Here is a 22,078-nt window from a genome sequence, read left to right on the forward strand (position 1 = left end):
CCAGGGAGGCGGAGGTACCCCCTGCCGGGTGGCGTGTGGAGGGGGTTTCGGGGTGCTGACCTGCGGCGCCTCCCTGACTCCCTGAACGATCATTCGCGCAGGTCAGGGCCAGGGAGACGGGGCAGGGAGGCGTTCAGGGACTTCTCCCTGCCTCCCTAGTCCGCGCGGGTTCGGCTCCCTGTCATTCGGCGGCGGAAGCGGAATCCGTCTCGTCCCGGTCGGCGAGGGCGCGAAGGATGCGGTCGCGGGCGACGACCATGCGGCCATCGGACTTGTACGGCTCGGCCCCGGTGCCCTCCAGCTCGCGCTTGAGGTCGATGAACGACCAGCCGCCGTAGGCGCCCTCATCCAGCGTGGCGAGTCGCTTGAGCACGTCCTGAGTGAGCACCCGCGAGGAGTCCCCGAGCACGTCGGCGATGTCGGCGAGCGGGTCACGCTCCTCCCGCTCCTCGATGATGTGCAGGGTGGTCACGCCGTCGCGCAGGGCCTTGGCCCGGTCGGTGATCGCCTTGGCCTGGTCGTCATCGATGTAGTGCGTGCGCACCGTGATGGACGCCTGACCGGCCGGGATGTCGATGCCGTCGCTGGCGACGACCAGCGTTCCCTTGTCCAGCCCCTGCCGCAGCAGGTGCGGTGCGGCTCCGCCGTCCACGGCCTTGTCTCCCAGTGCCATGCGGGCCTGGGATTCGGTGCCCAGGGCGAGGGAGGCGCGGGTGTGGGCGCCTTCGCGGACCAGCTTGGGGAGGTTCTGGTCGGTGGGGTCCTGCGTGCCCTGCCACATCAGCACATCGACCGCCCGGCCCTGGTTGTTGAGCTTGCGTACGGCCATGAAGTACCGGCTGGTGGCCTTGGAGCCGCCGTAGGGCCGGTTCTCCTCGTCCTTGACCGGGCACATGAACGCCACCTGTGCCTCGTCCACGATGCCGATCAGCGGGGAGAAGACGGCTTTCGGGTCGAGCCTGCGGACCTCGATCCGGCGGTTCATCTCCGCGACCAGGCCCTCAGCCATCTCGGTCGCCTCGATGACGTTCTCATCGGCCGGACCCTGGATGAGCACGCTGGCCAGCCCGTCGAACATGGCCCAGTCGCCGACGCCTTTCAGGTCGGCGATGCGGAACTCCACCGTTGGGTCCAGCGCCGCCCACAGGGCCAGCGCACGGAGGGCGGCGGTCTTGCCCTGGTTGGACAGACCGGTGACCAGCAGATGCCGCTGAAACAGGCTCAGCGCGGCGGCGTCCCCGCGCAGGTCCTGCCCCCACGGGGCCTTGCCCTTCTTGTAGTTGGCGGTCAGTGTCTCGTCGGTGGTCAGCGGGGACGGGCCGATCGGCTCGTCCAGCGCACCCGAGTCGGCGATCCACAGCCGCACCGTGCGGGCCGCCTGCGGGATGGTGATGAACACCTCATGCTCATGCCGGGACAGGTTCTCCGCGAGCTTCCGGCGCCGGTTTTGCACCTCGATGGTCGACACCCCGGAGGGAAGGGTGACGTCGACTTCGACGCCGCATCCGGCGATCCGGATCGGGCCGAGCATCGCGGCGCCGGAGTCGCCCATCTCCTTGATGGCGTTGCGCAGCGCGGGCACTCCCACGTCGCGCAGGGCCTTGACGACGATCGAGGGGGTGATGGGCTCGCCCTCGCTGCTGCGGGCGTTGGCGGGCAGAGCCCAGTTCGGCGCGGCCTGCTGGTGCCGACCAACGGCCCAGAGGCCGAGCAGGGCGAGCAGCGGGCCGAGGGTGACCAGCGGGCCCCACACGATGGTCACGATCGAGATCAGCAGCCGGATGAACTCGATCACCGCCATCAGCGGCGTGACCACGTCGGTGAAGTCCTTGTTGGCGATGGCCAGCACCACCCCAAGGCTCACCAGGCCACCGATGCCCATACCGGTGCCCACCAGCGCGCCCTTGGCCGCGTCGACCGGGGAGCGCAGCAGGTCCATCCGGCGGCGGTGGCGGGCGTCGCGGAAGCGCTGCCCGCGCTCCTCCCACTCGGCCGCGACCTCGTAGTTCCCGGCCGCCTCGGCGGCCCGCAGCATGCGTTCATAGCGAGCCGCGGTACGGCCGTCCCACGTGCGGCGGGCCACGATCCGCGCCCCGCCCAGCACGTACAGGTTGTGCCGCACGACCGCCCGGGCGGCGGTCCTGGTGCGCTCGTGCTTGGCGGCCGTCTTCACCGCGCGGCCGGAGCGCACCCACAACGGCACCGGGGCCGGGGGCGGGGTGTCCGCCACCACGGTCAGCGTCGGCCCTTCGTCCGTGGCGGGGGTTTCGGGGGTCTTGTAGAGGTGAACGACGTTGTCGCTCATGCTGGAACTCTCCTGACTGCCCCCTTTTCTGGGGGTGGGAAGGGGCGTGAGCCCCGGGGCGGCCGGTTGTCCTTGGCCGGGAGACGGCCGCCCCGGGGCGAAGTCACAGACCCGCGCGCCGGATCGCCTGCTCGGTGGCGCGGGCCCGCTTCTCGGCCTGCTTCCGGGCGTCACGGGCGGCGGCGCGGTCCTCGCGCGGCGCGGCGCGTTCGGCGGCCTTGGCGGCGGCGAGTTCGGCCTTGGCCTTCTCGTCCTGACGGCGCAGCGCGGTGGCCTCGCGCTGCCCCCGCTCGGCGGCGATGGCGTCAATGCGCTCGATCTGCCGGTCAAGCTTCGGGTCGACCGCGTCGGCGGCGGCCTGCTTGGTGCCCCGCAGGATCAGCCAGGCACGCTTGCGCTTCTCGGCCGGGGTGTAGGAGCGGTAGACGTCAGTCACAGGGTGTCCTTCCTGGTGCTGGTCTCGGACTCTTTGAACGCGTCGGCGATCTTCATCAGGAGCGTTTCGGCGGCCATGAGGTGACCGGCGAGCCGCCCCGAGTCCGTCATGTCGATGGGCCCGATCGCGGCGACGTAGGCGCGCGTGGCCTCGATGACCACGATCTGTTCGGCACTGCGGACGATGCCCTCCATGGCGCATCCCTTCGGTGTCGGTCGATGCGGTGGAGCGAAGATGGTCAGGACGCTTTGGGCTTGCGCAGGCGCCGGGGGCGGGAGACGTCGGCGGGGTTGTCCGGGGGCCGCTTTCCGCTGCGGCCCCACACCCCGGGCGCCGTCCCGGCCGGGTTGACCGGGCCGGGGTCCGGTGCCTTGACCTCTTGGCCGCGCGGCGTGATCTCGAACCAAACGCCCACGTCAGCTCACCTCCATGCAGTCGTCGGGGTAGGCGCAGGTGACGCACACCCCGAGAGATGTCGGGATGCAGTAGCCCGCGTCCGTGGAGCACTGCGGGCAAGTGCGGCGCGCGGTCAACGCCGCATCCAGCGCGGCCTGTCGGCCCGGGGTCATCGGACGGACGGGCTTGGCCAGGTCGACGCGGTAGAGGTAGGCGACCAGTGGGGGCCGCCTGCGGCGTGGCCGTTCAAGCTGCGCGGCCACGCCCTGACCCCCCGGGCGCAGGCCACGGGCACGGAGTTGCCGACGGGTGGCGTAGCCGTCCGGCGCGAGGTGCCACCGGAAGACCGGCATCGCCCCCATCACCCCTCCCGTGCCGCGCGGATCTCCGTGCGGCTGAGCTGGTCGGGCCGTGTGCGCGGTGCCGTGGTGTTCCACGGGAAGGGGCGGATGCTCTCAGCTGCGGTGAAGACGCGGATCGCGGCTCCGGCCGGAGCATCGGGCAGGGCGTAGACGCGGGCCCCGTCGAGGGAGGCCAGCAGCCGCGCGCCGTGGTGTTCGCACCCGGCGGCGCCTGCGTTGACCGCGTCCAGCACGGTCACGGCGACCGGGCCGCCGCAGGAGGTGGGGTCTTCCGGGTGCGCGGCGGGGCAACGGTGCGGGTCCACGCTCACCACCAACCCGGCTTCGTCTTGGGCACGATGTACGGGCAGTCGTTGCGCAGGTGGTCGACGCACTGCGGGCAGTCCTCCCGGGGCCCGAGGTCGCGGTGCACACGCCGATCGTGGGCGTGCTGCCAGCACTGCGGGCACTCGCCCGGAGGGGCCGGGTCAGCGGGGCCGCGCGTCATGACGACTCCTCCCGCCCGGCCCTCCGTGCGTCGGCCGCTGTGACGCGCTTCCATGCAGCCCGCAGACGTGTCTCCGACGCGCTGTGTCCCAGGGCCCGGAAGCGGGCGGACATCTCCCGGTAGGACAGCGGCGGACTCTGGCTGTGCCGGACCTGGTCCACCAGCGAATCCAGTTCATCGTCTGTGAGAGCAGGCACGCTCTCCAGTGCGGGGACGGGCTCGCTTGGGCCCCAGACGGGCAGTTCCCAGCGGGGTGTGACGCCGGGTGTGACGGGGGTCGTCACGCTGGTCAGGGCCTGTGCGGTGTCCTCGCCGTCCCGCGCGGTTTTCAGCGTCGACCAGGCTTGTGAGAGGGTCTTGGCGGTCTTGGCCTGGACGCGTGCGACGCGTGCCCCGGCGGCCGTCACGGCCGTCAGCCGCGTCTCCTCCGTGACGGCTTCCGCCCGCAACCGAGCGCGGGCCACAGCCGCTTCATCGCGCGCCTCCTGCTGGATGCCCCGGATCGCCCCGAGAGCTACAGGGGTAAGCGCGGTCCGCTCCCACAGACCGTGCACCAGCCACAGAGCCTTCGCCGCGACCGGCAACCACGCGACGGCCAGCCACGCACCCGCCGACTCCTCGGCAGTGAGCGCGTGCGCGACCAGGACACCGGTCGCGGCCAGACCGAAGCACCAGCCGACCCCGGTCACCACGCGGCTATGGTCACCCTGAGCGGCAAGGCGGCGCTCGTAGGCCAGGGTGGCCAGCCACCCGCCGTCGATGCCCAGACCGACGACCAGCGCGACCGGCCACGACATCGCCCCGCCCAGCCACATCATGACCACGGCCAAGGTGAGCACCATCGACACCGCCGTCATCGCGACGGCGGGGAGAACGGTCTTGCCCCTCACGCGCCCACCCCCGAAGTGCCCAGGTCGGCCGAGCGGTTCGCCAGCTCCCGCCGGGCGGCCAGCACCCGGCGACGGGCCCGGCGGATACGACGGCCATCCAGCTCGGACACCGGCCGATCCAGCGTCATGATCTGCGCGTCCAACAGCTCGACATCCGCCGTGATGACGGGCATCTCGCCCTCGATCGCGGTCAACTCCGCGTCCGTGGGCTCAAGCCACGGCTCGAACGCGATCACGGCGTCCTGGACGGTGATGATGTGGGACATTGATGGAACTCCTGTCTCTGCAAAAGGGATGGCGAGAACCTGGAGCGGCGGACTGTCCTTGGCCGGTTGGCCGCCGCTCCAGGGCGAAGTCAGACGGTGGTGATGATGAGCGCGCCCACCAGGAGCCACAGGTGGTGCCAGCTCTGGTCGAGCGCGTAGGCGCCAGTGCCAATGTTCGGGTTGTCGTCGTGGCCGGGGCGCGGGGCACCGAGGGTGTAGAAACCACGCTTGCCGAGCAGATCGGCGAGACGGGCCAGGGTGGTGCGCCGGTCGGCCCACCAGTGCGAGATGGCGTCCACACCCAGGCCGATCACGATGCCCAGGACCGACAGATGCAGGCCCAGCAGCGCGGCCACCGGGAGCAGCAGCACGAGCTTGGTGAGGGTCAGAGTGGCGACGTGCCGAGTGTCGGCCAGGCGGCCGACCCATCCGGGGCGGCCCTTGTCGCAGGACTGGTGATGCGTCTGCACCCAGTGGTCACCCACGCTGTGAGCGACGTACAGGGCAACGAAGACGGTGGCGAACGTAGCGGCATCCATGTGGGACTCCTTCTCGGCTAGTGAGCAGGTGGGACCGGGCTTCCGGCTCCCCTCAACCCCGCCCGTACGGCACCGCGTTCAGCGGCCCGGACGGGCGGGGGAGGCAACCGGCCGCCGCAGGTAGAAGCGGCGGAATGGTCGAAGAGTGCGCGGGTCTTGCTCCGCGCGGGCCGCCTTCTTGGTGCTGAGGACAGGCGGTAGATCCTCGGTCCACTGTTCAGTTCTCAAGGAACGAGCGCTTCCTTTCACCCCCTTGTGAAGGGCTTCCGGGCTCCTCGGAGCAGCCCCAAGAGGGCCCTCCGTCGCCCGCTGTCCTAGGACTGCGGTGCGATGGGTAAGACGATGCCGCACAGTCCCAGGACTGTCAACAGTCCTGGGACTGTGTTTCACTTGAGGCTGTCGAGAGGAGCCCTGTATGGCGCCCAAGTGGCGAGAGCTGGCGGACAGGCTGGCCGAACGAATCAAGAGCGGCGAGTACGAACCAGGCCAGCAGCTCCCGCACATCAGGGACCTGGTCGAGGCGGGCGAAGGCTCGAAGTCCACCGTTCACGCCGCGTATAAGGCCCTGGAGGCTGAGGGCCTGGTGACCTCATCGCGGGGGCACGGCACCGTCGTGCGGCATCAGACCCCGCTCAAGCGGCTCGGCATCGCGCGGTACGACAAGGCGAAGTGGCGCGACGGTGACGAGGTGGCGTTTATCGCCGACCGGGTCGCGTCCGGGCGCGCGTACCGCCGTGGCGAGCAGACTCAGAGCGTCAGCCGTGTGGAAGCACCGCCGGAAGTCGCGGCCGCGCACGGCCTGCCCGCTGGCGCGGAGGTGTACGCCCGGGCGCGGCTCGTGAAGGAGGGCGAGCAGCCGACGCACACGCTGACCAGCTACTACCGGCCGGAGCACGTCGAGGGGACAAGGATTGTCGACCCGACGCCTGGTCCGGCTGGTCGGGGCGGCGGCTTCCGGGTGCTGTATGACGCGGGCTACGAGATTGACCACATGAAGGAAGAGATCTTCGCTCGCGTCCCCACGTCGGATGAGGTGAAGCTGCTCCAGTTGCCGCCGGGGGAACCTGTGGTCGAGCTGCATCGGACCACGTACACGGCGGACGGTACCGTGGTCGAATTCGCCATCGGCGTGCATTCCGCGTCGCGGTTCGCCTGGGAGTACGACTTCAAGGTGCCAGACTCCGCAGCCCAGAAGAACGACGAAGGAGCCTCCCGTGCCGAGTGAAGGAAAGCCGCAGCCGATCGACACAGCGGTGATCGCGGCCCCCAGCGACGTCCCCACCACCGATCTGGGGCTGTTGGCGGACCGGCGGGAGCGTCACACCGCGCGTATCGCTGGCCAGGACGCAAGCGACAGTGCCGGGGATGTGCTCGCCGCGCTAGCCCTCGGCGCTGCCATCCGGCGCGTCCTCAGTGACCAGGAGCAGCATCTGATCCGTGAGGGTCTGCGGAACGGGGCCACGTGGGAGCAGCTTGCGGGGTCGCTCGGCGTGGCCGACGCGACCCAGGCCCGGGCCGCGTACACGGCGTGGGCCCAGCAGCTCCCCAGCGAGGAGGCGGCCGAGGCACTGCACCTCGCGGAGCGCGGGGAGGCTGTGTGATCTCGACGCAGGCATGGGCGGACGCCCGGCGCATCTGGGACTACCACCAGATGGGCCACACGGCGCGCCCCTGCTCGGTCGCCATCGGCCTGGGGAGCCACGACCTGGGCGTAGCCGATACGGCCGTGAGCCTGTACGAGCGCGGCATGGTGCCGCTGCTCGTGTTCACGGGCGCCAACAGCCCCACGACGCGGGAGCGCATGCCGCGCGGCGAAGCTGTCCACTACCGGGAGCGCGCGCTTGAGCTGGGCGTACCCGGCTCGGCGGTACTCGTTGAGCCCCAGGCGCGCAACACCGGGGAGAACATCCGCTTCTCTCGGGCACTGCTGGAGGAATCCGGCGTCGACGTGTCGTCGGTACTGCTGATCAGCAAGCCGTACGAGGAGCGGCGCGCGTACGCCACAGCGCGCAAGCTCTGGCCCGAGGTGGAGATCGTCAGCGCGTCCACGCCGATGACGTTCGAGGAGTACGTCGACTCCATCGGGGATTCGCGCATGGTGATTGACATGCTCGTGGGCGCCCTACAGCGGCTGCTGATCTACCCCGATCAGGGATTCATGATCAGGCAGGCCGTGCCTGACGACGTGATGGAGGCGTACGACCGGCTGCACGCTGACGGCTTCACCAGCCGGATCGTGCCGGTGGGAACGGCGACCCACCGGTGAGCACGCTTCCGGGGAGTTGTGGGGCACGTATGGGACAGGCTGGTCCAGTTGAGCCGTTTGGCCTGGTCACGGCAGCCTGACCGCGCAGTCTGTAAATCCGTCGGCTTAGCCTACCCAGGTTCGAATCCTGGCGCCGCCACGCTGGGAAGAACGGCCCCCGAGCTGCGATTACGCGGCCGGGGGCCGTTTTCGTCAGATCTCCGTGGCCGCCCCGGAGACCCCGTGAGGACTTACGCTGAAACCGTGGACCGTACGCCGCGCCGACGCGTCGAGCGGAGCAACGACCGGCACCAGTGGGAGAAGAACCGGGTGCGGCGGTCGCGGGCCGAGCGGCTGAGGACCGGGTCCACCGAGCACGACACCGGGCTTGCGGTGACCGATCTCGCCTTCCGCGCCGAGTACCGCGAGGCGAAGGCCGACGAGGACCTGGCGGCGGCCTTCGGGGTGCCCGTGGGGACGCGGCTGCTGGAGCGGATGTACCGCACCAACTGCCGCGCGGAGAACGCCCCCTTCGCGCTGGTGCACTCCTACCTCGTCCACGATGTGGTGGCAGTGAATCCCGATCTGCTCGACGCCGCCAATGAGCCCTGGCCCGGGGGTACGCAGAACCAGCTCTACACGATCGGCATCGAGCTGGACCGCGTGGAGGAACGGATCACGGCCCGCCCGCCGACCGCGGAGGAGGCCGAAGCGCTGGGCCTGACGTGCGGCGTCTCGCTGATCCTCCTCCGGAAGATCTGCACCGACACCGACGGCCGGGTGGTCGAGGTCTCCGACGTACGGCTGCCCGGTGACCGCACCGAACTCGTCTTCGCGACCCCCCTGGAAAGATGGTGACCGTGCCGAACACCATCACCGTCATCACCGCGGTCCACGCCCCGGGCGCCCGCCATCTGCCGGACGCGTACGCGTCGTTGCGGGAACAGGAGCTTCCGGACGGCTGGGAGTGGCAGTGGGTCGTCCAGGAGGACGGCGAGACCGACGCCGTACGCCCCAACGTCCCCGACGACCCCCGGATCAGCTTCGGCCAGGGCCGGGCCGGGCGGGCCGCCATGGCCCGCACGATGGGGCTCTCCCGCGCCGAGGGCCGCTACGTCAAGGTGCTGGACGCCGACGACATGCTGACCCCCGGCGCCCTCGCCCGCGACCTGCGGGCCCTGAACGACAACCCGGACATCGGCTGGGCCACCGCGGGCGCCCTGGACCTGCTGCCCGACGGCTCCACCGTCGGCTTCGAGGGCGACCCGCCGCAGGGCCCGCTCGCGCGCGGCGCCGTCCTCGACCACTGGAAGACCCACGACTACCGCGCCCAGGTCCACCCGGCGACCCTCTGTATCCGCCGCGACCTGCTGCTGGCCCTCGGCGGCTGGATGGCCCTGCCCGCCTCCGAGGACACCGGCCTGCTGATGGCCCTCAGCGCGGTCAGCCGAGGCTGGTTCACCGCCGAGACCGGCCTCCTCTACCGCAAGTGGCCCGGCCAGGTCACCAGCCAGGCCGCCCACACCGACGCGGCCGAGCGCGAGACCCGCTTCGCGGTGGTGGAGGCACGCGCCCGCGTCCTGGCGGCAATGGACGGCTGGCGGTACGAGGGCCCCTGACCGGTACCGCGGGACGGCCGGGTCAGAGCTCGGGAGCCAGCAGCGTCAGCCGGAGAAGGGCGGCGACCGCCAGCAGGGCCGGGATCGCGTACCACCACCCGCGCAGCCACCGCGCCTTCACGAAGAGCAGGGTGAGCAGGGCCGTGATCAACGACAAGGCGAGCGCGATGCCCGAGGAGAGACCGCAGTAGCTGATCGTCTCCCGGTCCCAGGGGCCCGCGGGGTTCGCCATAGCGGCGAGATAAACGAAGTAGGCGGTCACCGCGTGCCCCAGCGCCAGGATCACGGCGGTCACCACGGTGCCGACCAGGCCGGGAGCCGACCGGCCCGATGCGGCGGAGGTCATGGCAGTGTTTCGGCGTCGACCCGGGAGAACACCAGGTCGCTCTCGGCCGTGACGGGGCCCCGCCACCGCACCGGCACCCGCGGAGCGTGGCGGAGCGCGGCCGGGTAGCTGGCCGCCGCGTAGTCGTTGGCCAGGTGGTAGATGTGGAAGCCGTGGGCCGCCAGGGCTTCCAGCAGCTCTTCCACGGATTCGCCCAGGTCGGCCATCCGCTCCGGGGTGACCTCGATGGTCAGCTCCGCGTCGGGGCGCAGGGCGGGCAGCAGGGGGATCAGGCCGCGGACCACGGCGCCCTCCGCGCCCTCGACGTCGATCTTGATGACCCTGGCCCGGGCGATCTCCTCCTCGGTGAGGAGATCGGGCAGCGGGCGGGCCGCGACCTCGAAGGTGGACTCGGCCGGGCCGTCGTAGGGGACGATGCTGTTCGCGCCCATGTTGCGCGAGCTGGCGAGGATGAAGGTCAGCAGCTCGTCGCGGTCGGAGACGGCGGCGTTGACCGCGCGGATGTTGGTGGACCGGTTGCGCCGGGCGTGCCGCAGGAGCAGCTGGTGGAAGGCCGGGGACGCCTCGACCGCCACCACCCGGCCACGGGGTCCGACCAGGCGTGCGGCGAGGACGCTGTAGTAGCCGATGTTGGCGCCGACGTCCACGAACGCGTCGCCGGGCTTCAGCCTGCGCTGGAGCCAGCGCGTCATATGGGGTTCCCAGACGCCGAAGAGGTACAGGTACCGCTGGATGAGGTCCTGGGTGTCGACGGCGAAGGTGGCGCCGAAGCGGGTGCGGGCCAGGCGGTGCAGGGGGCGGTCCCGCAGGGCGGCGTTCAGGTGGCGCTCGACCAGGGCCCGCTTCCCGGCGCTCCAGGGCGCGTGGCGGACGTAGGCGCGGCCGAGATCCAGGGCGGCCTGGTCGAGCCATGGCATCACGGGTGACCTCCAGCTTCGCGCCGAGCGGTGCGGGCCGTCGAAGCACAGACAAGCGCCCGATCGCTGGCGACGGGGGATGCACCAGCGATCGGGCTGTTCCCCAGCGTAACGCGCCTGCCCCCGTCAGGGTGCCGACTGGTCGGAATGAACGCCGAGTTGTGATCGTGATCACTCACCGCGGCCCCTTTCGTCAGCGCCCGCACGGGGGCTCGTACGACATCCGGGGCAGATAGTCGTGCCAGTTCTCCGCCGTCAGGACGCCCCGGGTCATCGAGCAGACGCGGCGGATCGCCTTGTCGACGTCCAGGTCCCACAGCCGGATGGTGTCGGCGCCGGTCGACACCCCGAGCATGTGGCTCTGGGGGCTGAACGACAGGAAATTGCCGGTCTTGGCGTTGGGGCTCATCGACTGGCCGATGGGGGCGGCCTTGGACGGGACGCTGATGTCCCAGATCCGGACCGCGTTGTCGTTGCCGCCGCTCGCCAGGGTGCGGCCGTCCCGGCTGAGCGTCAGCGACATGATCGAGTCGGTGTGGCCGGTGAGCGGGCGGCCCAGCCTGGTCGCCTTGCGGGGATCGGCGACGTTCCAGATCCGGACCGTGTTGTCGTCGCTGCCGCTGGCCAGGGTGCGGCCGTCCGGGCTGTAGGCGAGCGCGTTGATGGGACCGAGGTGTCCGGTGAGCGGCGCGCCCAGCCGCTCGGCGTGGCGCCGGTCGGTCACGTTCCACAGCCGGATGGTGTTGTCCGCGCTGCCGCTGGCGAGCGTGCGGCCGTCCGGGCTGAAGAGAAGGGCGTTGACGTAGCCCTTGTGGCCGGTGAGCGGCGCGCCGAGCGGACGGACGTGGAACGGGTCGCTGACGTCCCACAGCCGGATGGTGCGGTCGTCGTACACGGTGGCCAGCGTGCGCCCGTCCGGGCTGAAGGCCAGCGCGCCCGCGAACCGGGTCCGCAGGTTGATGGGCGGCCCGGCGGGCTCGGGCCGGGCCGGGTCGGCGACGTTCCACAGCCGCACCGCGGCGCCCCCGGCCATCGCCGCGAAGATGCGGCCGTCGGGGGAGAACGTCGGCTCCCGCACCGAGCCGTTCCCCGGGCTGAACGGCTTGCCCATCGGCACCGGCCGCCCCGGCTTCGCGACGTTCCACATCCGGACCTTCTCGTCGCGCGCCGCCGTGGCGAGCACCTTCCCGTCCGGGCGGAACGCCCCGACCCGGCCGATCATGTCCGACGTCGGGATCGACCACAGGCGGACCGTGTTGTCGCCGGTCCCGGTGGCCAGCGTCCGGCCGTCGGGGCTGAAGCCGAGCGCGTACATCTCGCCGCTGCTGCCCGCCAGCGGCTCGCCGACCTGCGACGGATACGCCGGGTCCTGGACGTTCCACAGGCTCGCCGTGCTGTCCTGGCTGGCGGCGGCGAGCATGTTGCCGTCCGGGCTGAACGCCACGGACCAGATGGGCCCGGAGTGGCCGGTGAGCGGCGAGCCCAGCGGCTCCACGTGCCGTGGATCGCCGACGTCCCACAGCCGGACGGTGTTGTCCGCGGCGCCGCTGGCGAGGGTTTTGCCGTCCGGGCTGAACGCCACGGAGTGGATCAGGTCCGTATGGCCGGTCAGCGCCTTGCCGACGCGCTTGGGGTGCCGCGGATCGGTCATTTTCCACAGCCGGATCGTGCCGTCGTCGCCTCCGCCCGCCAGCATCCGGCCGTCGGGGCTGAACGCGACGGAGCGTACGGCGGCGGTGGGGCCGGTCAGCGAGCCGAGCGGCTTCGGCCGCCGTCGGTCGCCCATGTCCCACAGGCGGACCTTGCGGTTGTCGGTGGCGGCGGCCAGGGTCTTCCCGTCCGGGCTGAAGGCGATCAGGTAGATCGTGCCGTCCTGGCCGGACAGGGGCTCGCCGAGCGGGCGCGGATGGCGCGGGTCCGTCACGTCCCACAGGCGCACCGTGCCGTCGTCGCCCGCGCTGGCGAGGGTTTTGCCGTCCGGGCTGAAGACCGCGCTGCTCACCCAGCTGGTGTGGCCGGTCAGCGGCTTGCCCAGCGGTTTGGGCCGCGTCGGGTCGCTGGTGTCCCAGAGCCGGACGGTCCGGTCGTAGCTGGCGGTGGCCAGCGTCTTTCCGTCCGGGCTGAACGAGGTGAGATAGACGGCGCCGGTGTGGCCGCGCAGCGGGGTGGCCAGCGGCGCGTTGACGATCGAGATCAGCCGGTTCCTCGTCGCCTCGTCGTCCGGCCGCTGCCGGTGGGCCACCAGGGCGAGCTGGGCGGACAGCGACGGATCCCGGTACTCGAAGCGGTCGGCCTCGGTGACCACCTGCTCGAACACCGCGTCGTCCCGCTGCTGCCACGCGACCACCGCCGATCCGACGGCCACCATCGCCAGCACGACCAGCGCCGCCACCGCGCCCCGGCTGAGCCAGATGGTGCGCTTGCGCAGCCGTACGGAGGCGGCCAGGAACTCCACCGCGCTGCGGGTCAGCAGGGTGTCACCGGCGGACTTCGCCCAGGTGTGGGCCTGCTCCAGCCGGGAGCCCCGGTAGAGCAGCGACGGGTCGCGGCTCATGCCCTCCCAGGCCCGGCCGTCCTCCTCCAGGCGCTGGCGCAGCAGATGGTCGTTGCGGCCCTCGTCGATCCAGTCGCGCAGCCGCGGCCAGGCGTGCAGCAGCGCCTCATGGGTGATCTCCACGGTCTCCGCGTCGAGGGTCACCAGGCGGGCGCGGACCAGCGCTTCGAGCGATTCCTGCGTCTTGCCGGGCTCCGTCGACTCCTCCGACAGCTGGCGCCGCGTCCCCCGCCTGCGGGTGGCCTGGGTGTCCTCGCCCAGCCGGACCAGCCGCAGGAGCAGCAGCCGCGCGGCCGTGCGCGCCGCGGGGTCGAGGCCGGACCAGGCCCGCTCGGCGGTCGCGGCCACCGCCCCCTGGATGCCGCCCGCACCGCGATATCCGGCCAGGGTCAGCCGCCCCGCCTTCCGGCGCTGCCAGGTGGCGAGCAGGGCGTGGGACAGGAGCGGCAGCACCCCGGCGTCATGGGTGCCGCCGGGGCCGTCGGCGCTCACCTCCCGGACGATCAGCTCCGCGAGCCCCGGTTCGAGTTCCAGCCCCACCGCCTTGGCCGGGCCGGTCACCGCCTCGCGCAGCTCGGCGACGGTCAGCGGGCCGAGCACCATGTGGCGGTGCTGGAGCGCGTCGGCCAGTTCGGGGTACGCCAGGCACTGCTCGTAGAAGTCGGCGCGGATGCCGAGGACGGCGAGGACGGGGGCCGGTTCGCCGGAGGCGCCGGGCGAGCACGCGGCGTGCAGCAGCCGGATGAACGTACGCCGGTCCGCCTCGTCGGTGCCGAGGGTGAACGCCTCCTCGAACTGGTCCACGATGACGACCGGCCGGGCGGCGGCGGGGCTGTCGCGCGCCGCCCAGGCCGTGACGGCCTCCCGCACCGCGCGCGTGAAGCGCGGGGTATCGGGCGCCTCCTGCTGGCCGCGGACGACGTCCGCGAGCTGGGGTATCCGGCGGGTCAGCTCCGCGAGCGGATCGCCGCCCGGCGCGAGCTGGAGCACCTCGCGCGCCCGGCCGTCCCCGTCGTCGCCCAGCCCGCACTTCTCCAGCTCGGGCACCAGTCCGGCGTTCAGCAGGGAGGACTTCCCCGCGCCCGAGGCGCCCACGAGCATGACCAGGCCGCCCGTCTTCTCCGCCGAGCGCAGCTGGCCGACGAGCGCCTCTGTGCTCCGCTCCCGGCCGAAGAACCACCGGGCGTCCTGCTGCCGGTACGCGGCCAGCCCCCGGTAGGGGCATACCGCGCCGGGGACGGCCGGGGCGTCGGCCGGGGGCCGCTCCTCCTCGTCCGCGGCCGCCGGGGGGCGCATCCCGACCGGATCGGCCACCGCACGCTCCCACAGGCGCTGCCACTGGGCGAGGTCGTACAGCCCGGTGGACACCGGCGCGGGACGCAGCCGCCGGGCGTCGGGGATCAGTACGTGCAGCACGGCCGCGAGCGCAGCGAACTGGGCGGGTACGTTCTTGGCCCGCCGCCAGTCGCTGATCCGCTGAACGGACACCCGCACGGGGCGCCCCCGCTCGTCGACCCGCTGAAGCCGGACGACCGCCTCGGCCACACTCTTCAGGGGAGGGTTGCCGGCCTCCCGGTAGAGCAGGGCAAGGCGTTCCGCGAAGGCTGTGCGTACCCCTGAGTCGGAACTCAAGGTCTCCACTCCTTACTTCCCCCGCGCCTGGATATCCGGACCGGAAAACTCACTTTATACGGATGACCTGCGACGAAGGCCGCGGCCCAAAACCGGAACCTCCTCGCCCGAAGGCGCAGCTGGCAGGATCACAACCCAGCAGCGCAGGCGGTCGCGACAGCCGGCCGGGCCCTCGGCCCGGACCCCCTGACGACCGCCGCGCCGACCCCCGAACCGCCCCGCCCGCGATCCGCACCCAAACGGGGGGGGTGCGGATCGGCACCGCCCCACCGTTCGGCTCCGGTCCCCGCGTGGGGAGGGACCGGCGCCGAACGCTGTGGGACGGGGAGGCACTTGCTCCGGCGCCGCTGCGGCATGACGCCGCCGAGCGGCGCGGCGGCGCCACTCGGCGGTTCCTTCACGGCTGATCGACGCTCAGACATGCACTGATCCCATGGCCGCCGCCCCGGTTAGGCAAGGGGGCGGCCGGGATTCGGGCCATGATGGCCGAAAACGGCCGGTATTCCCTTACGCCGTCCGGTCCTTGTCGAAGTCCAGCTCCAGCATCCGGATCGCGTTGCCGCGCAGGATCTTGTACGTGGTCTCCGGCGGCAGCCCCGCGACGTGCTCGGCCGCGATCCGCTCGGTGTGCGGCCAGGTGGAGTCCACATGCGGGTAGTCGGTCTCGAACGTGGCGTTGTCCACACCGACCGTGTCGAGCGAGGCGACGCCGTGCCGGTCGCGGAAGAAGCAGCAGTAGATCTGCCGGTAGTAGTACGTGGACGGCGGCTCGGGAACGAGATCCCGCACGCCGCCCCACGCCCGGTGCTCCTGCCAGACGTCGTCCGCGCGCTCCAGGGCGTACGGGATCCAGCCCATCTGGCCCTCGGCGTACGCGAGCTTCAGCCGCGGGAACTTCACCAGGACGCCGCTGAAGAGGAAGTCCATCATCGAGGCCATGGCGTTGTTGAAGCTCAACGCCGCCTGGACCGCGGGCGGGGCGTCGGGGGAGGCCGCGGGCATCTGCGAGGACGAGCCGATGTGCATGCACACGACCGTCCCCGTCGCCTCGCACTCGGCGAAGAACGGGTCCCAGTAGCCGCTGTGGATGCTCGGCAGGCCGAGGTAGGTCGGGATCTCGCTGAAGGTCACGGCGCGCACGCCCCGCGCGGCGTTCCGGCGGATCTCCGCCACCGCCAGCTCGACGTCCCATAGCGGGATCAGGCACAGCGGGATCAGCCGCCCGCCGCTGTCACCGCACCACTCCTCGACCATCCAGTCGTTGTACGCCCGCACACAGGCCAGCCCGACCTCCTTGTCGTCGGCCTCGGCGAAGGTCTGGCCGCAGAAGCGGGGGAACGTCGGGAAGCACAGTGACGCCTCGACGTGATTCATCTCCATGTCGGCGATCCGGGCCTTGGGGTCCCAGCACCCGCGGCGCATCTGCTCGCGGGTGATGCCCTCCAGGGTCATCTCGTCCCGCGAGAAGCCGACGGCCGCGATGATCCGCTTGTACGGGAACAGGCCGCCCTCGTACTCCCACCAGTCCGTGAGCGGACCGTCCGGATCGGTCGTGATGCGGTATTTGCCGCCGATGTACGCCAGTTCCCCGATCCCGGCCGTGAGCGGCTTCGGCCCGCGGTCGCGGTACTTGGCCGGAAGCCAGGTCTCGAAGAGATGGGCGGGCTCGATCACATGGTCGTCCACGCTGATGACCATGGGCAGCTCGGTCGCGCCGGTCGTCTCGCCCGTCATGGCGTCATCTCCCCACGAATCTGACGGTCCGTCAGATTGCAGAGTAGAGGCGACCGCCTCAGGCAACAAGAGAAGGCAGCCCCCGTTTCCGCGGGGCCGGGTTGTGCCCACCCGGCGACCGGGGCCACCGGTGGGGAGCCGCTGCTCGGCGGGAGGGGGCGGGGGTGCAGGGGTGGGGTCCTGGACGCTGCCGTGTATTCGTGGCGCCGATCGCCCCGCGTTCACGCCACGCTCTACGTCGGCGGCGCCGTAAATATACGGTCCAGGGACCTGCCCCGGAGGCGCCGCACCCGGCACCCACCACCCCAGCGACCGCGCGCACCCACCAGCCCCCCGCACCCGCGGGCCCCGCTCAGCCGCCGTCGGCGACGGCGCGTACCGCCTCCGCCACGGGCGTGGCGCCGCCCAGGAGTTCCAGGGTGCGGCCCGCCGTGCGGGGTTCGTCGAGGAGGGCGGCCAGGACGGCGGCCACGTCGTCGCGGGTCACCTCGGCCCGGCCGGTGTGCTCGGCCAGGTTCACCAGGCCCGTGCCCGGGTCGTCGGTGAGGCGGCCCGGGCGCAGCACGGTCCAGTCGAGGGCGTCGCGGGCCCGGATGTCGTCGTCCGCGGCGCCCTTGGCCCGCAGATAGGCGGCGAAGACCGGGTCCGTACCGGGCGGCGGCTCGTGCGCCGCGCCCATCGCGGACACGGTGAGGAACCGACGTACGCCCGCCCGCTCGGCCGCGTCAGCGAAGAGCGCGGAGGCCGCGCGGTCGACCGTCTCCTTGCGCTCGATCCCGCTGCCGGGACCCGCGCCGGCGGCGAAGACGGCGGCGTCCGCGGCCTCCAGATGCTTGGCCACGTCGTCCACCGAGGCCGATTCGAGGTCGCAGACGACCGGTTCGGCGCCCGCCGCCAGCAGGTCGCCCGCCTGCTCCGGCTTGCGGACGATGCCCGCCACTTCGTCTCCACGCGCGGAGAGCAGCCGCTCCAGCCGCAGGGCGATCTGTCCATGTCCACCAGCGATGACAATGCGCATGATCCCGACCGTACGCCGGTTGGGCTAGGGGGTGCCTTGTGGGGCAGGCCGGATGAGCGAGCGGCGTCTGGTGCAGGGGGCACCTCCCAGCGGTAGCTGGGGGAGCATCGCAAGCCGCATGAGGAGAGCGCAGGGGGCACCTCCCAGCGGTAGCTGGGGGAGGCGCTGCGTGCGACGAGCGCGGGGCCGCGAGGTGCCGTGCCAGACGCCGGGAGCCCGGCATGACCCGCAAGGCACCCCCTACGGCTGCGCGTCGCCGTCCGAGGGGCGGGACTGGGGCCGGGACTGGCGCGGCAGGTCGAGGGCGACCGCGGCGGCCGAGTCGCAGTACTCCCGTACCGCGCTGGTACGGGCGACCACCCGGCCGTCGTGCACCACGACCCGGCTGTACGCGAGCGACAGCACGCCCGCGAGCCCGTCGCCGCGCACCGCCAGCAGCTCGGCGGGGAACCCGGCCTCCACCCGCACCTCGGGCAGCCCCAGCGCGGCCCGGGCCCGGGCGCAGACCGCGTCGTAGGCGTCCGCGGGGCCCAGTTCGCCCCGGGAGGCCAGCAGATAGGCGGCCTCCAGCGGGTCGCCGCGGCCCACGGGGTTGACCGGGTCGCGCAGGGCGCCGCTCCCGGCGGCGACCCGGACGCCCGCGGCCCGCAGCAGCCGCACCGGCGCGCAACCGGCCACGCGCGCCCCCTGCTCACCCCGGTCCTCCAGCCCGGCACAGTCGCCCTGCGGCAGGCAGACCACGGTGACGCCCGCCGCCGCGAGCCGGTCGGCGATCCGCGCCGCGATGTCCCGGGGCAGCCGGGCCAGCCCGCCGCAGGGGCCGATGGTGACGCCGGGCCGCAGGCCCCCGGCCATCGCCGCGAGCCGGGCGAGCCGGGCTGGGTCGTCACCGTCCGTGTGGAGGTCGACGGCGCAGCCGTGGCGGGCGGCGAGGTCGAGGACGGCCTCGGCGTGACCGGTCGGGTCGGGGTCGAGGTCGGGGCACCCGCCGATGACGGAGGCGCCCATCCCCGCGGCGTCCCGCAGCATCGCGAGCCCGTCCGCCCCGGCCACCCCGGTCAGCACCCGCGGCACCGCGACCGCGCCGAGGTCGACGAGCCCGCGGAGGCTGTGCCGGGCCTCCAGGACCGCCTCCAGGGAGCGCAGGCCGTGCACCCCGCCGATCCGCACATGGGTGCGCACGGCGGTCGCCCCGTGGCCGAGGTGCACCAGGGCGGCCTCGGTGGTGCGGCGCCGGACGTCCTCGGCGGTGTGCGGGACGGGGCCCGCGAGGTCGGCCGTCAGGGCGGTGTCGCAGTGCGCGTGCGGTTCGGCGGGGGCGGGGAGCAGCAGATAGCCGCCGAGGTCGAGCCGCGGCCCGGGGACCAGGCTGCCCGTGGTGCCGACCGCCTCGATCCGCCCGCCGCTGAGCCGTACGTCCACCGTTCGGCCGTCGGCGAGCCGGGCGCCGCCGAGGACCAGCGCGGAGGGCCCGGCGGCGCCTCCGCCGTCGTTGCCGGAGGGCTGCTGCTGATGGCTCTCGGGCGGCTGGCTCTCGGGCATCGCACTCCTGGGGAATCGCGGTGCCGGGCGCGGCCGGCGGCACAAGATCACGCGGGGCGAACCGAGCCTAGGGCGCGGTGCGGGCGGCTTCGCGGAGGAGGCGAATAGTCGTACCGGTGTGGTGCGTGAGCAACCTGGGCTGTACGCGGTGGCCCTGGGCCGATACGGATTTCACCTTCGGCGGCCGAGCGTGTAATGTCTTCATCGCTCGCCCCAATAGCTCAGTCGGCAGAGCGTCTCCATGGTAAGGAGAAGGTCTACGGTTCGATTCCGTATTGGGGCTCTGATGTGTGAGGAATCCCGTTCGACTCCGGTCGGACGGGGCCCGACTCGCATCGCAGCGGTGTAGCTCAGTCGGTAGAGCAAGCGGCTCATAATCGCTGTGTCACCGGTTCAAGTCCGGTCACCGCTACAGACAGTAGCCGATTGTGGGGTCGGTCCTCCGGTCGGCTACTCTTTAATGCGTTTTTATGTCCCATCCGTCCGTCAAGGAGCACTCACGTGGCTGCCACCGACGTCCGCCCGAAGATCACGCTGGCCTGCGTGGAGTGCAAGGAGCGGAACTACATCACCAAGAAGAACCGGCGCAACGACCCGGATCGTCTTGAGATCAAGAAGCACTGCCCGCGTTGCAACGCGCACACCGCGCACCGCGAGACGCGATAGCAATAAACTCTCATTCGAGGCCGCCCCCCATCAGCGGGGGTGGCCTCGTTTCGTTAGTCATCAACACCAGGAGGTGCCGAGGCGATGGCGCTTGATCCGTCTTTCGTCGGGCGGACATACCCGCCCACCGACCCGTATGAGGTCGGCAGGGAGAAGATCCGCGAATTCGCCGAATCGATCGGCGAGACCAACCCGGTCTACACCGATCCCGAGGCGGCCAAGGCGCTCGGCTACTCCGATGTGATCGCCCCGCCCACGTTCGTCTTCGCGATCACCTTCAAGGCCGCACGGCACCTGGTGGTCGGCGACCCGCAGCTGGGGCTGGACTTCAACCGGGTGGTGCACGGCGACCAGAAGTTCGCGTACACCCGGCCCATCGAGGCGGCCGACCGGCTGACCGTCATCACCAGGATCGACGACATCAAGTCGCTCGCGGGCAACGATGTGATCCTGATCAGCGGTGAGGTGCGCGACGCCGCGGGCGGGCACGTGGTGACGGCGATGACGAAACTGGTGGCGCGCGCAGCCGAAGCGGAGGACAGCAGATGACCGCCAAGATCTCGTACGACGCCGTCGAGGTCGGCACCGAACTTCCCGCGCAGACCTTCCCGGTGAACCGCGCCGACCTCATCCGGTACGCCGGTGCGTCGGGCGACTTCAACCCGATCCACTGGAACGAGAAGTTCGCCAAGGAGGTCGGCCTCCCCGACGTCATCGCCCACGGGATGTTCACCATGGCCGAGGCGATCCGCGTGGTGACCGACTGGACCGGCGACCCCGGGGCCGTCGTCGACTACGGCGTGCGCTTCACCAAGCCGGTCGTCGTCCCGAACGACGACAAGGGCGCGCTCATCGAGATCGCCGCCAAGGTCGCCGCCAAGCTGGACGACGAGGCCCGTACGGTCCGCGTGGACATCACGGCGACCAGCGAGGGCCAGAAGGTGCTGGGCATGGCCCGCGCCGTCATCCGCCTCGCGTAATCCCCGGGGCCCGCGCCACACACGGGGACCACCGGCCGCCCCCGGCATCGCGCCGGGGGCGCCCCCGTACCCTTGAGCGCGTGCAGGAACTCCATGACGCCCCCCTCGCCCCCCTCACCACCTTCCGGCTCGGCGGCCCGGCCACCCGCCTGATCACGGCCACCACCGACGACGAGGTGATCGCCGCGGTCCGCGAGGCCGACGCGACCGGCACGCCGCTGCTGCTGATCGGCGGCGGCAGCAACCTGGTCATCGCCGACAAGGGCTTCGACGGCACCGCCCTGCACATCGCGACCACCGGCTTCACCCTCGACGGCACCCGGCTGGAGCTGGCCGCGGGCGAGAACTGGTCCGACGCCGTGGCCCGTACGGTCGAGGCGGGCCTCGCCGGTGTCGAGTGCCTGGCCGGAATCCCCGGCTCCGCGGGCGCGACCCCGATACAGAACGTCGGGGCGTACGGCCAGGAGGTCTCCGCCACCCTCACCGAGGTGGTCGCCTACGACCGCCGCGCGGACGCCGTCGTGACGATCCCCGCCGCCGACTGCGCCTTCTCCTACCGCCACAGCCGCTTCAAGGCCGAGCCGGACCGCCACGTCATCCTGCGGGTCCGCTTCGGCCTGGAGGACGCGGGCGGGCTGTCCGCGCCCATCAAGTACGCCGAGACCGCCCGGGTGCTCGGCGTCGAGGTGGGCGACCGGGTGCCCGCCGACACCGCCCGCCGGACCGTGCTGTCCCTGCGCGCGGGCAAGGGCATGGTGCTCGACCCCGAGGACCACGACAGCTGGTCGGCGGGGTCGTTCTTCACCAACCCGGTGCTGACCGAGAGCGCGTACGAAGCCTTCCTGGCCCGCGTCGCCGACCGCCTCGGCCCGGACACCGTGCCGCCCGCCTTCCCGGCGGGGGAGGGGCGGATCAAGACCTCCGCCGCCTGGCTGATCGACAAGGCGGGCTTCACCAAGGGCTACGGCACCGGCCCGGCCCGCATCTCCACCAAGCACACCCTGGCGCTCACCAACCGCGGCGAGGCCACCACCGAGGACCTGCTGGCGCTGGCCCGCGAGGTGGTGACCGGAGTCGAGGAGGCGTTCGGCGTACGGCTGGTCAACGAGCCGGTGACGGTGGGCGTGAGCCTGTAGCCGCGAGG

25 protein-coding genes and 2 tRNA genes are annotated in these 22,078 nt (G+C 71.9%); 11 read left to right on the top strand and 16 right to left on the bottom strand.

All coding sequences use genetic code 11. From position 1 onward, the window contains the following. Positions 1-181: 181 nt before the first annotated feature. The 10 genes from ACZ59A_RS07850 to ACZ59A_RS07895 form a co-directional block, all read right to left on the bottom strand. Positions 182-2,305 (bottom strand): FtsK/SpoIIIE domain-containing protein, encoded by a 2,124-nt coding sequence (locus tag ACZ59A_RS07850; protein ID WP_470955012.1) that lies wholly within the window; start codon positions 2,303-2,305, stop codon positions 182-184. A gap of 103 nt (positions 2,306-2,408) precedes the next feature. Continuing rightward, entirely contained in the window at positions 2,409-2,741 is a 333-nt protein-coding gene (locus ACZ59A_RS07855; RefSeq protein WP_470955015.1) for a hypothetical protein, read from the bottom strand. Next, positions 2,738-2,935 (bottom strand): hypothetical protein, encoded by a 198-nt coding sequence (locus tag ACZ59A_RS07860; RefSeq protein ID WP_470955017.1) that lies wholly within the window; start codon positions 2,933-2,935, stop codon positions 2,738-2,740. The genes ACZ59A_RS07855 and ACZ59A_RS07860 overlap by 4 nt, the downstream gene beginning before the upstream one ends. 44 nt (positions 2,936-2,979) lie before the next feature. Continuing rightward, positions 2,980-3,156 carry a hypothetical protein gene (locus tag ACZ59A_RS07865; RefSeq protein WP_470955020.1) on the bottom strand — a complete coding sequence of 59 codons (177 nt, stop codon included), beginning with the start codon at positions 3,154-3,156 and terminating at the stop codon, positions 2,980-2,982. 1 nt (position 3,157) lies between these two features. Next, on the bottom strand, positions 3,158-3,499 hold the full coding sequence (locus ACZ59A_RS07870; RefSeq protein WP_470955023.1) for an RRQRL motif-containing zinc-binding protein: 342 nt from the start codon (positions 3,497-3,499) through the stop codon (positions 3,158-3,160). Next, positions 3,499-3,804, bottom strand: coding sequence for a hypothetical protein (locus tag ACZ59A_RS07875; protein ID WP_470955026.1), 306 nt, complete (start codon positions 3,802-3,804; stop codon positions 3,499-3,501). Before ACZ59A_RS07875 ends, ACZ59A_RS07870 begins: the two co-directional genes overlap by 1 nt. Before the next feature lie 2 nt (positions 3,805-3,806). Further along, on the bottom strand, positions 3,807-3,986 hold the full coding sequence (locus ACZ59A_RS07880; protein ID WP_470955029.1) for a pRL2-8: 180 nt from the start codon (positions 3,984-3,986) through the stop codon (positions 3,807-3,809). After that, complete coding sequence (locus tag ACZ59A_RS07885; RefSeq protein WP_470955031.1) at positions 3,983-4,876, bottom strand: protein spdB; 894 nt, start codon at positions 4,874-4,876, stop codon at positions 3,983-3,985. Before ACZ59A_RS07885 ends, ACZ59A_RS07880 begins: the two co-directional genes overlap by 4 nt. Then, positions 4,873-5,142 carry a DUF6284 family protein gene (locus ACZ59A_RS07890; protein ID WP_470955034.1) on the bottom strand — a complete coding sequence of 90 codons (270 nt, stop codon included), beginning with the start codon at positions 5,140-5,142 and terminating at the stop codon, positions 4,873-4,875. Before ACZ59A_RS07890 ends, ACZ59A_RS07885 begins: the two co-directional genes overlap by 4 nt. 89 nt (positions 5,143-5,231) lie before the next feature. Further along, positions 5,232-5,681, bottom strand: coding sequence for a transcriptional regulator (locus tag ACZ59A_RS07895; RefSeq protein ID WP_470955037.1), 450 nt, complete (start codon positions 5,679-5,681; stop codon positions 5,232-5,234). A 415-nt stretch (positions 5,682-6,096) separates the two neighbouring features. Here ACZ59A_RS07895 and ACZ59A_RS07900 point away from each other — a divergent pair, with 415 nt between their 5' ends. The 5 genes from ACZ59A_RS07900 (at position 6,097) to ACZ59A_RS07920 (ending at position 9,545) form a co-directional block, all read left to right on the top strand. After that, entirely contained in the window at positions 6,097-6,906 is an 810-nt protein-coding gene (locus tag ACZ59A_RS07900; RefSeq protein WP_470955040.1) for a GntR family transcriptional regulator, read from the top strand. Beyond that, positions 6,896-7,282, top strand: coding sequence for a hypothetical protein (locus ACZ59A_RS07905; protein ID WP_470955042.1), 387 nt, complete (start codon positions 6,896-6,898; stop codon positions 7,280-7,282). Before ACZ59A_RS07900 ends, ACZ59A_RS07905 begins: the two co-directional genes overlap by 11 nt. Next, positions 7,279-7,947: a YdcF family protein gene (locus tag ACZ59A_RS07910; RefSeq protein WP_470955045.1), complete on the top strand. Its 669-nt coding sequence runs from the start codon at positions 7,279-7,281 to the stop codon at positions 7,945-7,947. Before ACZ59A_RS07905 ends, ACZ59A_RS07910 begins: the two co-directional genes overlap by 4 nt. 141 nt (positions 7,948-8,088) lie before the next feature. Then, positions 8,089-8,784: a UTRA domain-containing protein gene (locus ACZ59A_RS07915; RefSeq protein WP_470957804.1), complete on the top strand. Its 696-nt coding sequence runs from the start codon at positions 8,089-8,091 to the stop codon at positions 8,782-8,784. Continuing rightward, a complete protein-coding gene (locus ACZ59A_RS07920; RefSeq protein ID WP_470955047.1) occupies positions 8,778-9,545 on the top strand; it encodes a glycosyltransferase family 2 protein in 768 nt (255 codons plus the stop codon). The genes ACZ59A_RS07915 and ACZ59A_RS07920 overlap by 7 nt, the downstream gene beginning before the upstream one ends. 22 nt (positions 9,546-9,567) lie before the next feature. Here the strand turns inward: ACZ59A_RS07920 and ACZ59A_RS07925 are convergent, their stop codons facing one another. The 6 genes from ACZ59A_RS07925 to ACZ59A_RS07950 form a co-directional block, all read right to left on the bottom strand. Continuing rightward, positions 9,568-9,891 carry a hypothetical protein gene (locus ACZ59A_RS07925; protein WP_470955049.1) on the bottom strand — a complete coding sequence of 108 codons (324 nt, stop codon included), beginning with the start codon at positions 9,889-9,891 and terminating at the stop codon, positions 9,568-9,570. After that, a complete protein-coding gene (locus ACZ59A_RS07930) occupies positions 9,888-10,808 on the bottom strand; it encodes an FkbM family methyltransferase (RefSeq protein ID WP_470955052.1) in 921 nt (306 codons plus the stop codon). The genes ACZ59A_RS07925 and ACZ59A_RS07930 overlap by 4 nt, the downstream gene beginning before the upstream one ends. Positions 10,809-11,001: 193 nt before the next feature. Then, positions 11,002-15,003 carry an nSTAND1 domain-containing NTPase gene (locus ACZ59A_RS07935; protein WP_470955053.1) on the bottom strand — a complete coding sequence of 1,334 codons (4,002 nt, stop codon included), beginning with the start codon at positions 15,001-15,003 and terminating at the stop codon, positions 11,002-11,004. Positions 15,004-15,501: 498 nt separating this feature from the next. Next, positions 15,502-16,728, bottom strand: coding sequence for an amidohydrolase family protein (locus ACZ59A_RS07940; protein WP_470955055.1), 1,227 nt, complete (start codon positions 16,726-16,728; stop codon positions 15,502-15,504). Positions 16,729-17,080: 352 nt separating this feature from the next. Then, on the bottom strand, positions 17,081-17,746 hold the full coding sequence (locus ACZ59A_RS07945) for an NAD(P)H-binding protein (RefSeq protein WP_470955057.1): 666 nt from the start codon (positions 17,744-17,746) through the stop codon (positions 17,081-17,083). 240 nt (positions 17,747-17,986) lie between these two features. Then, positions 17,987-19,288 (bottom strand): amidohydrolase family protein, encoded by a 1,302-nt coding sequence (locus ACZ59A_RS07950; RefSeq protein ID WP_470955060.1) that lies wholly within the window; start codon positions 19,286-19,288, stop codon positions 17,987-17,989. A gap of 210 nt (positions 19,289-19,498) precedes the next feature. Between ACZ59A_RS07950 and ACZ59A_RS07955 the strand changes: the two genes are divergently transcribed. From ACZ59A_RS07955 to ACZ59A_RS07980, 6 genes are all read left to right on the top strand, one after another. Beyond that, positions 19,499-19,571, top strand: a tRNA-Thr gene (locus ACZ59A_RS07955). 56 nt (positions 19,572-19,627) lie between these two features. Next, positions 19,628-19,700: transfer RNA gene (locus ACZ59A_RS07960), tRNA-Met, on the top strand. Between the two features lie 89 nt (positions 19,701-19,789). Beyond that, on the top strand, positions 19,790-19,954 hold the full coding sequence (rpmG, locus tag ACZ59A_RS07965) for a 50S ribosomal protein L33 (RefSeq protein WP_009715907.1): 165 nt from the start codon (positions 19,790-19,792) through the stop codon (positions 19,952-19,954). A gap of 84 nt (positions 19,955-20,038) precedes the next feature. Next, entirely contained in the window at positions 20,039-20,503 is a 465-nt protein-coding gene (locus ACZ59A_RS07970) for an FAS1-like dehydratase domain-containing protein (RefSeq protein ID WP_470955061.1), read from the top strand. After that, entirely contained in the window at positions 20,500-20,934 is a 435-nt protein-coding gene (locus tag ACZ59A_RS07975) for a MaoC family dehydratase (protein ID WP_470955063.1), read from the top strand. Before ACZ59A_RS07970 ends, ACZ59A_RS07975 begins: the two co-directional genes overlap by 4 nt. Before the next feature lie 80 nt (positions 20,935-21,014). Continuing rightward, positions 21,015-22,070 carry a UDP-N-acetylmuramate dehydrogenase gene (locus tag ACZ59A_RS07980; protein WP_470955066.1) on the top strand — a complete coding sequence of 352 codons (1,056 nt, stop codon included), beginning with the start codon at positions 21,015-21,017 and terminating at the stop codon, positions 22,068-22,070. Positions 22,071-22,078: the final 8 nt, after the last annotated feature.

The organism is Streptomyces sp. NPDC040405 (assembly GCF_055595765.1).

What these genes read in the sequence shown, in the direction of transcription:
- ACZ59A_RS07850 (WP_470955012.1), bottom strand. Translation starts at nt 2,305, where the DNA reads ATGAGCGACAACGTCGTTCACCTCTACAAGACCCCCGAAACCCCCGCC.
- ACZ59A_RS07860 (WP_470955017.1), bottom strand. Translation starts at nt 2,935, where the DNA reads ATGGAGGGCATCGTCCGCAGTGCCGAACAGATCGTGGTCATCGAGGCC.
- ACZ59A_RS07870 (WP_470955023.1), bottom strand. Translation starts at nt 3,499, where the DNA reads ATGGGGGCGATGCCGGTCTTCCGGTGGCACCTCGCGCCGGACGGCTAC.
- ACZ59A_RS07880 (WP_470955029.1), bottom strand. Translation starts at nt 3,986, where the DNA reads ATGACGCGCGGCCCCGCTGACCCGGCCCCTCCGGGCGAGTGCCCGCAG.
- ACZ59A_RS07890 (WP_470955034.1), bottom strand. Translation starts at nt 5,142, where the DNA reads ATGTCCCACATCATCACCGTCCAGGACGCCGTGATCGCGTTCGAGCCG.
- ACZ59A_RS07895 (WP_470955037.1), bottom strand. Translation starts at nt 5,681, where the DNA reads ATGGATGCCGCTACGTTCGCCACCGTCTTCGTTGCCCTGTACGTCGCT.
- ACZ59A_RS07900 (WP_470955040.1), top strand. Translation starts at nt 6,097, where the DNA reads ATGGCGCCCAAGTGGCGAGAGCTGGCGGACAGGCTGGCCGAACGAATC.
- ACZ59A_RS07920 (WP_470955047.1), top strand. Translation starts at nt 8,778, where the DNA reads ATGGTGACCGTGCCGAACACCATCACCGTCATCACCGCGGTCCACGCC.
- ACZ59A_RS07925 (WP_470955049.1), bottom strand. Translation starts at nt 9,891, where the DNA reads ATGACCTCCGCCGCATCGGGCCGGTCGGCTCCCGGCCTGGTCGGCACC.
- ACZ59A_RS07930 (WP_470955052.1), bottom strand. Translation starts at nt 10,808, where the DNA reads ATGCCATGGCTCGACCAGGCCGCCCTGGATCTCGGCCGCGCCTACGTC.
- ACZ59A_RS07940 (WP_470955055.1), bottom strand. Translation starts at nt 16,728, where the DNA reads ATGACGGGCGAGACGACCGGCGCGACCGAGCTGCCCATGGTCATCAGC.
- ACZ59A_RS07945 (WP_470955057.1), bottom strand. Translation starts at nt 17,746, where the DNA reads ATGCGCATTGTCATCGCTGGTGGACATGGACAGATCGCCCTGCGGCTG.
- ACZ59A_RS07950 (WP_470955060.1), bottom strand. Translation starts at nt 19,288, where the DNA reads ATGCCCGAGAGCCAGCCGCCCGAGAGCCATCAGCAGCAGCCCTCCGGC.
- ACZ59A_RS07970 (WP_470955061.1), top strand. Translation starts at nt 20,039, where the DNA reads ATGGCGCTTGATCCGTCTTTCGTCGGGCGGACATACCCGCCCACCGAC.
- ACZ59A_RS07975 (WP_470955063.1), top strand. Translation starts at nt 20,500, where the DNA reads ATGACCGCCAAGATCTCGTACGACGCCGTCGAGGTCGGCACCGAACTT.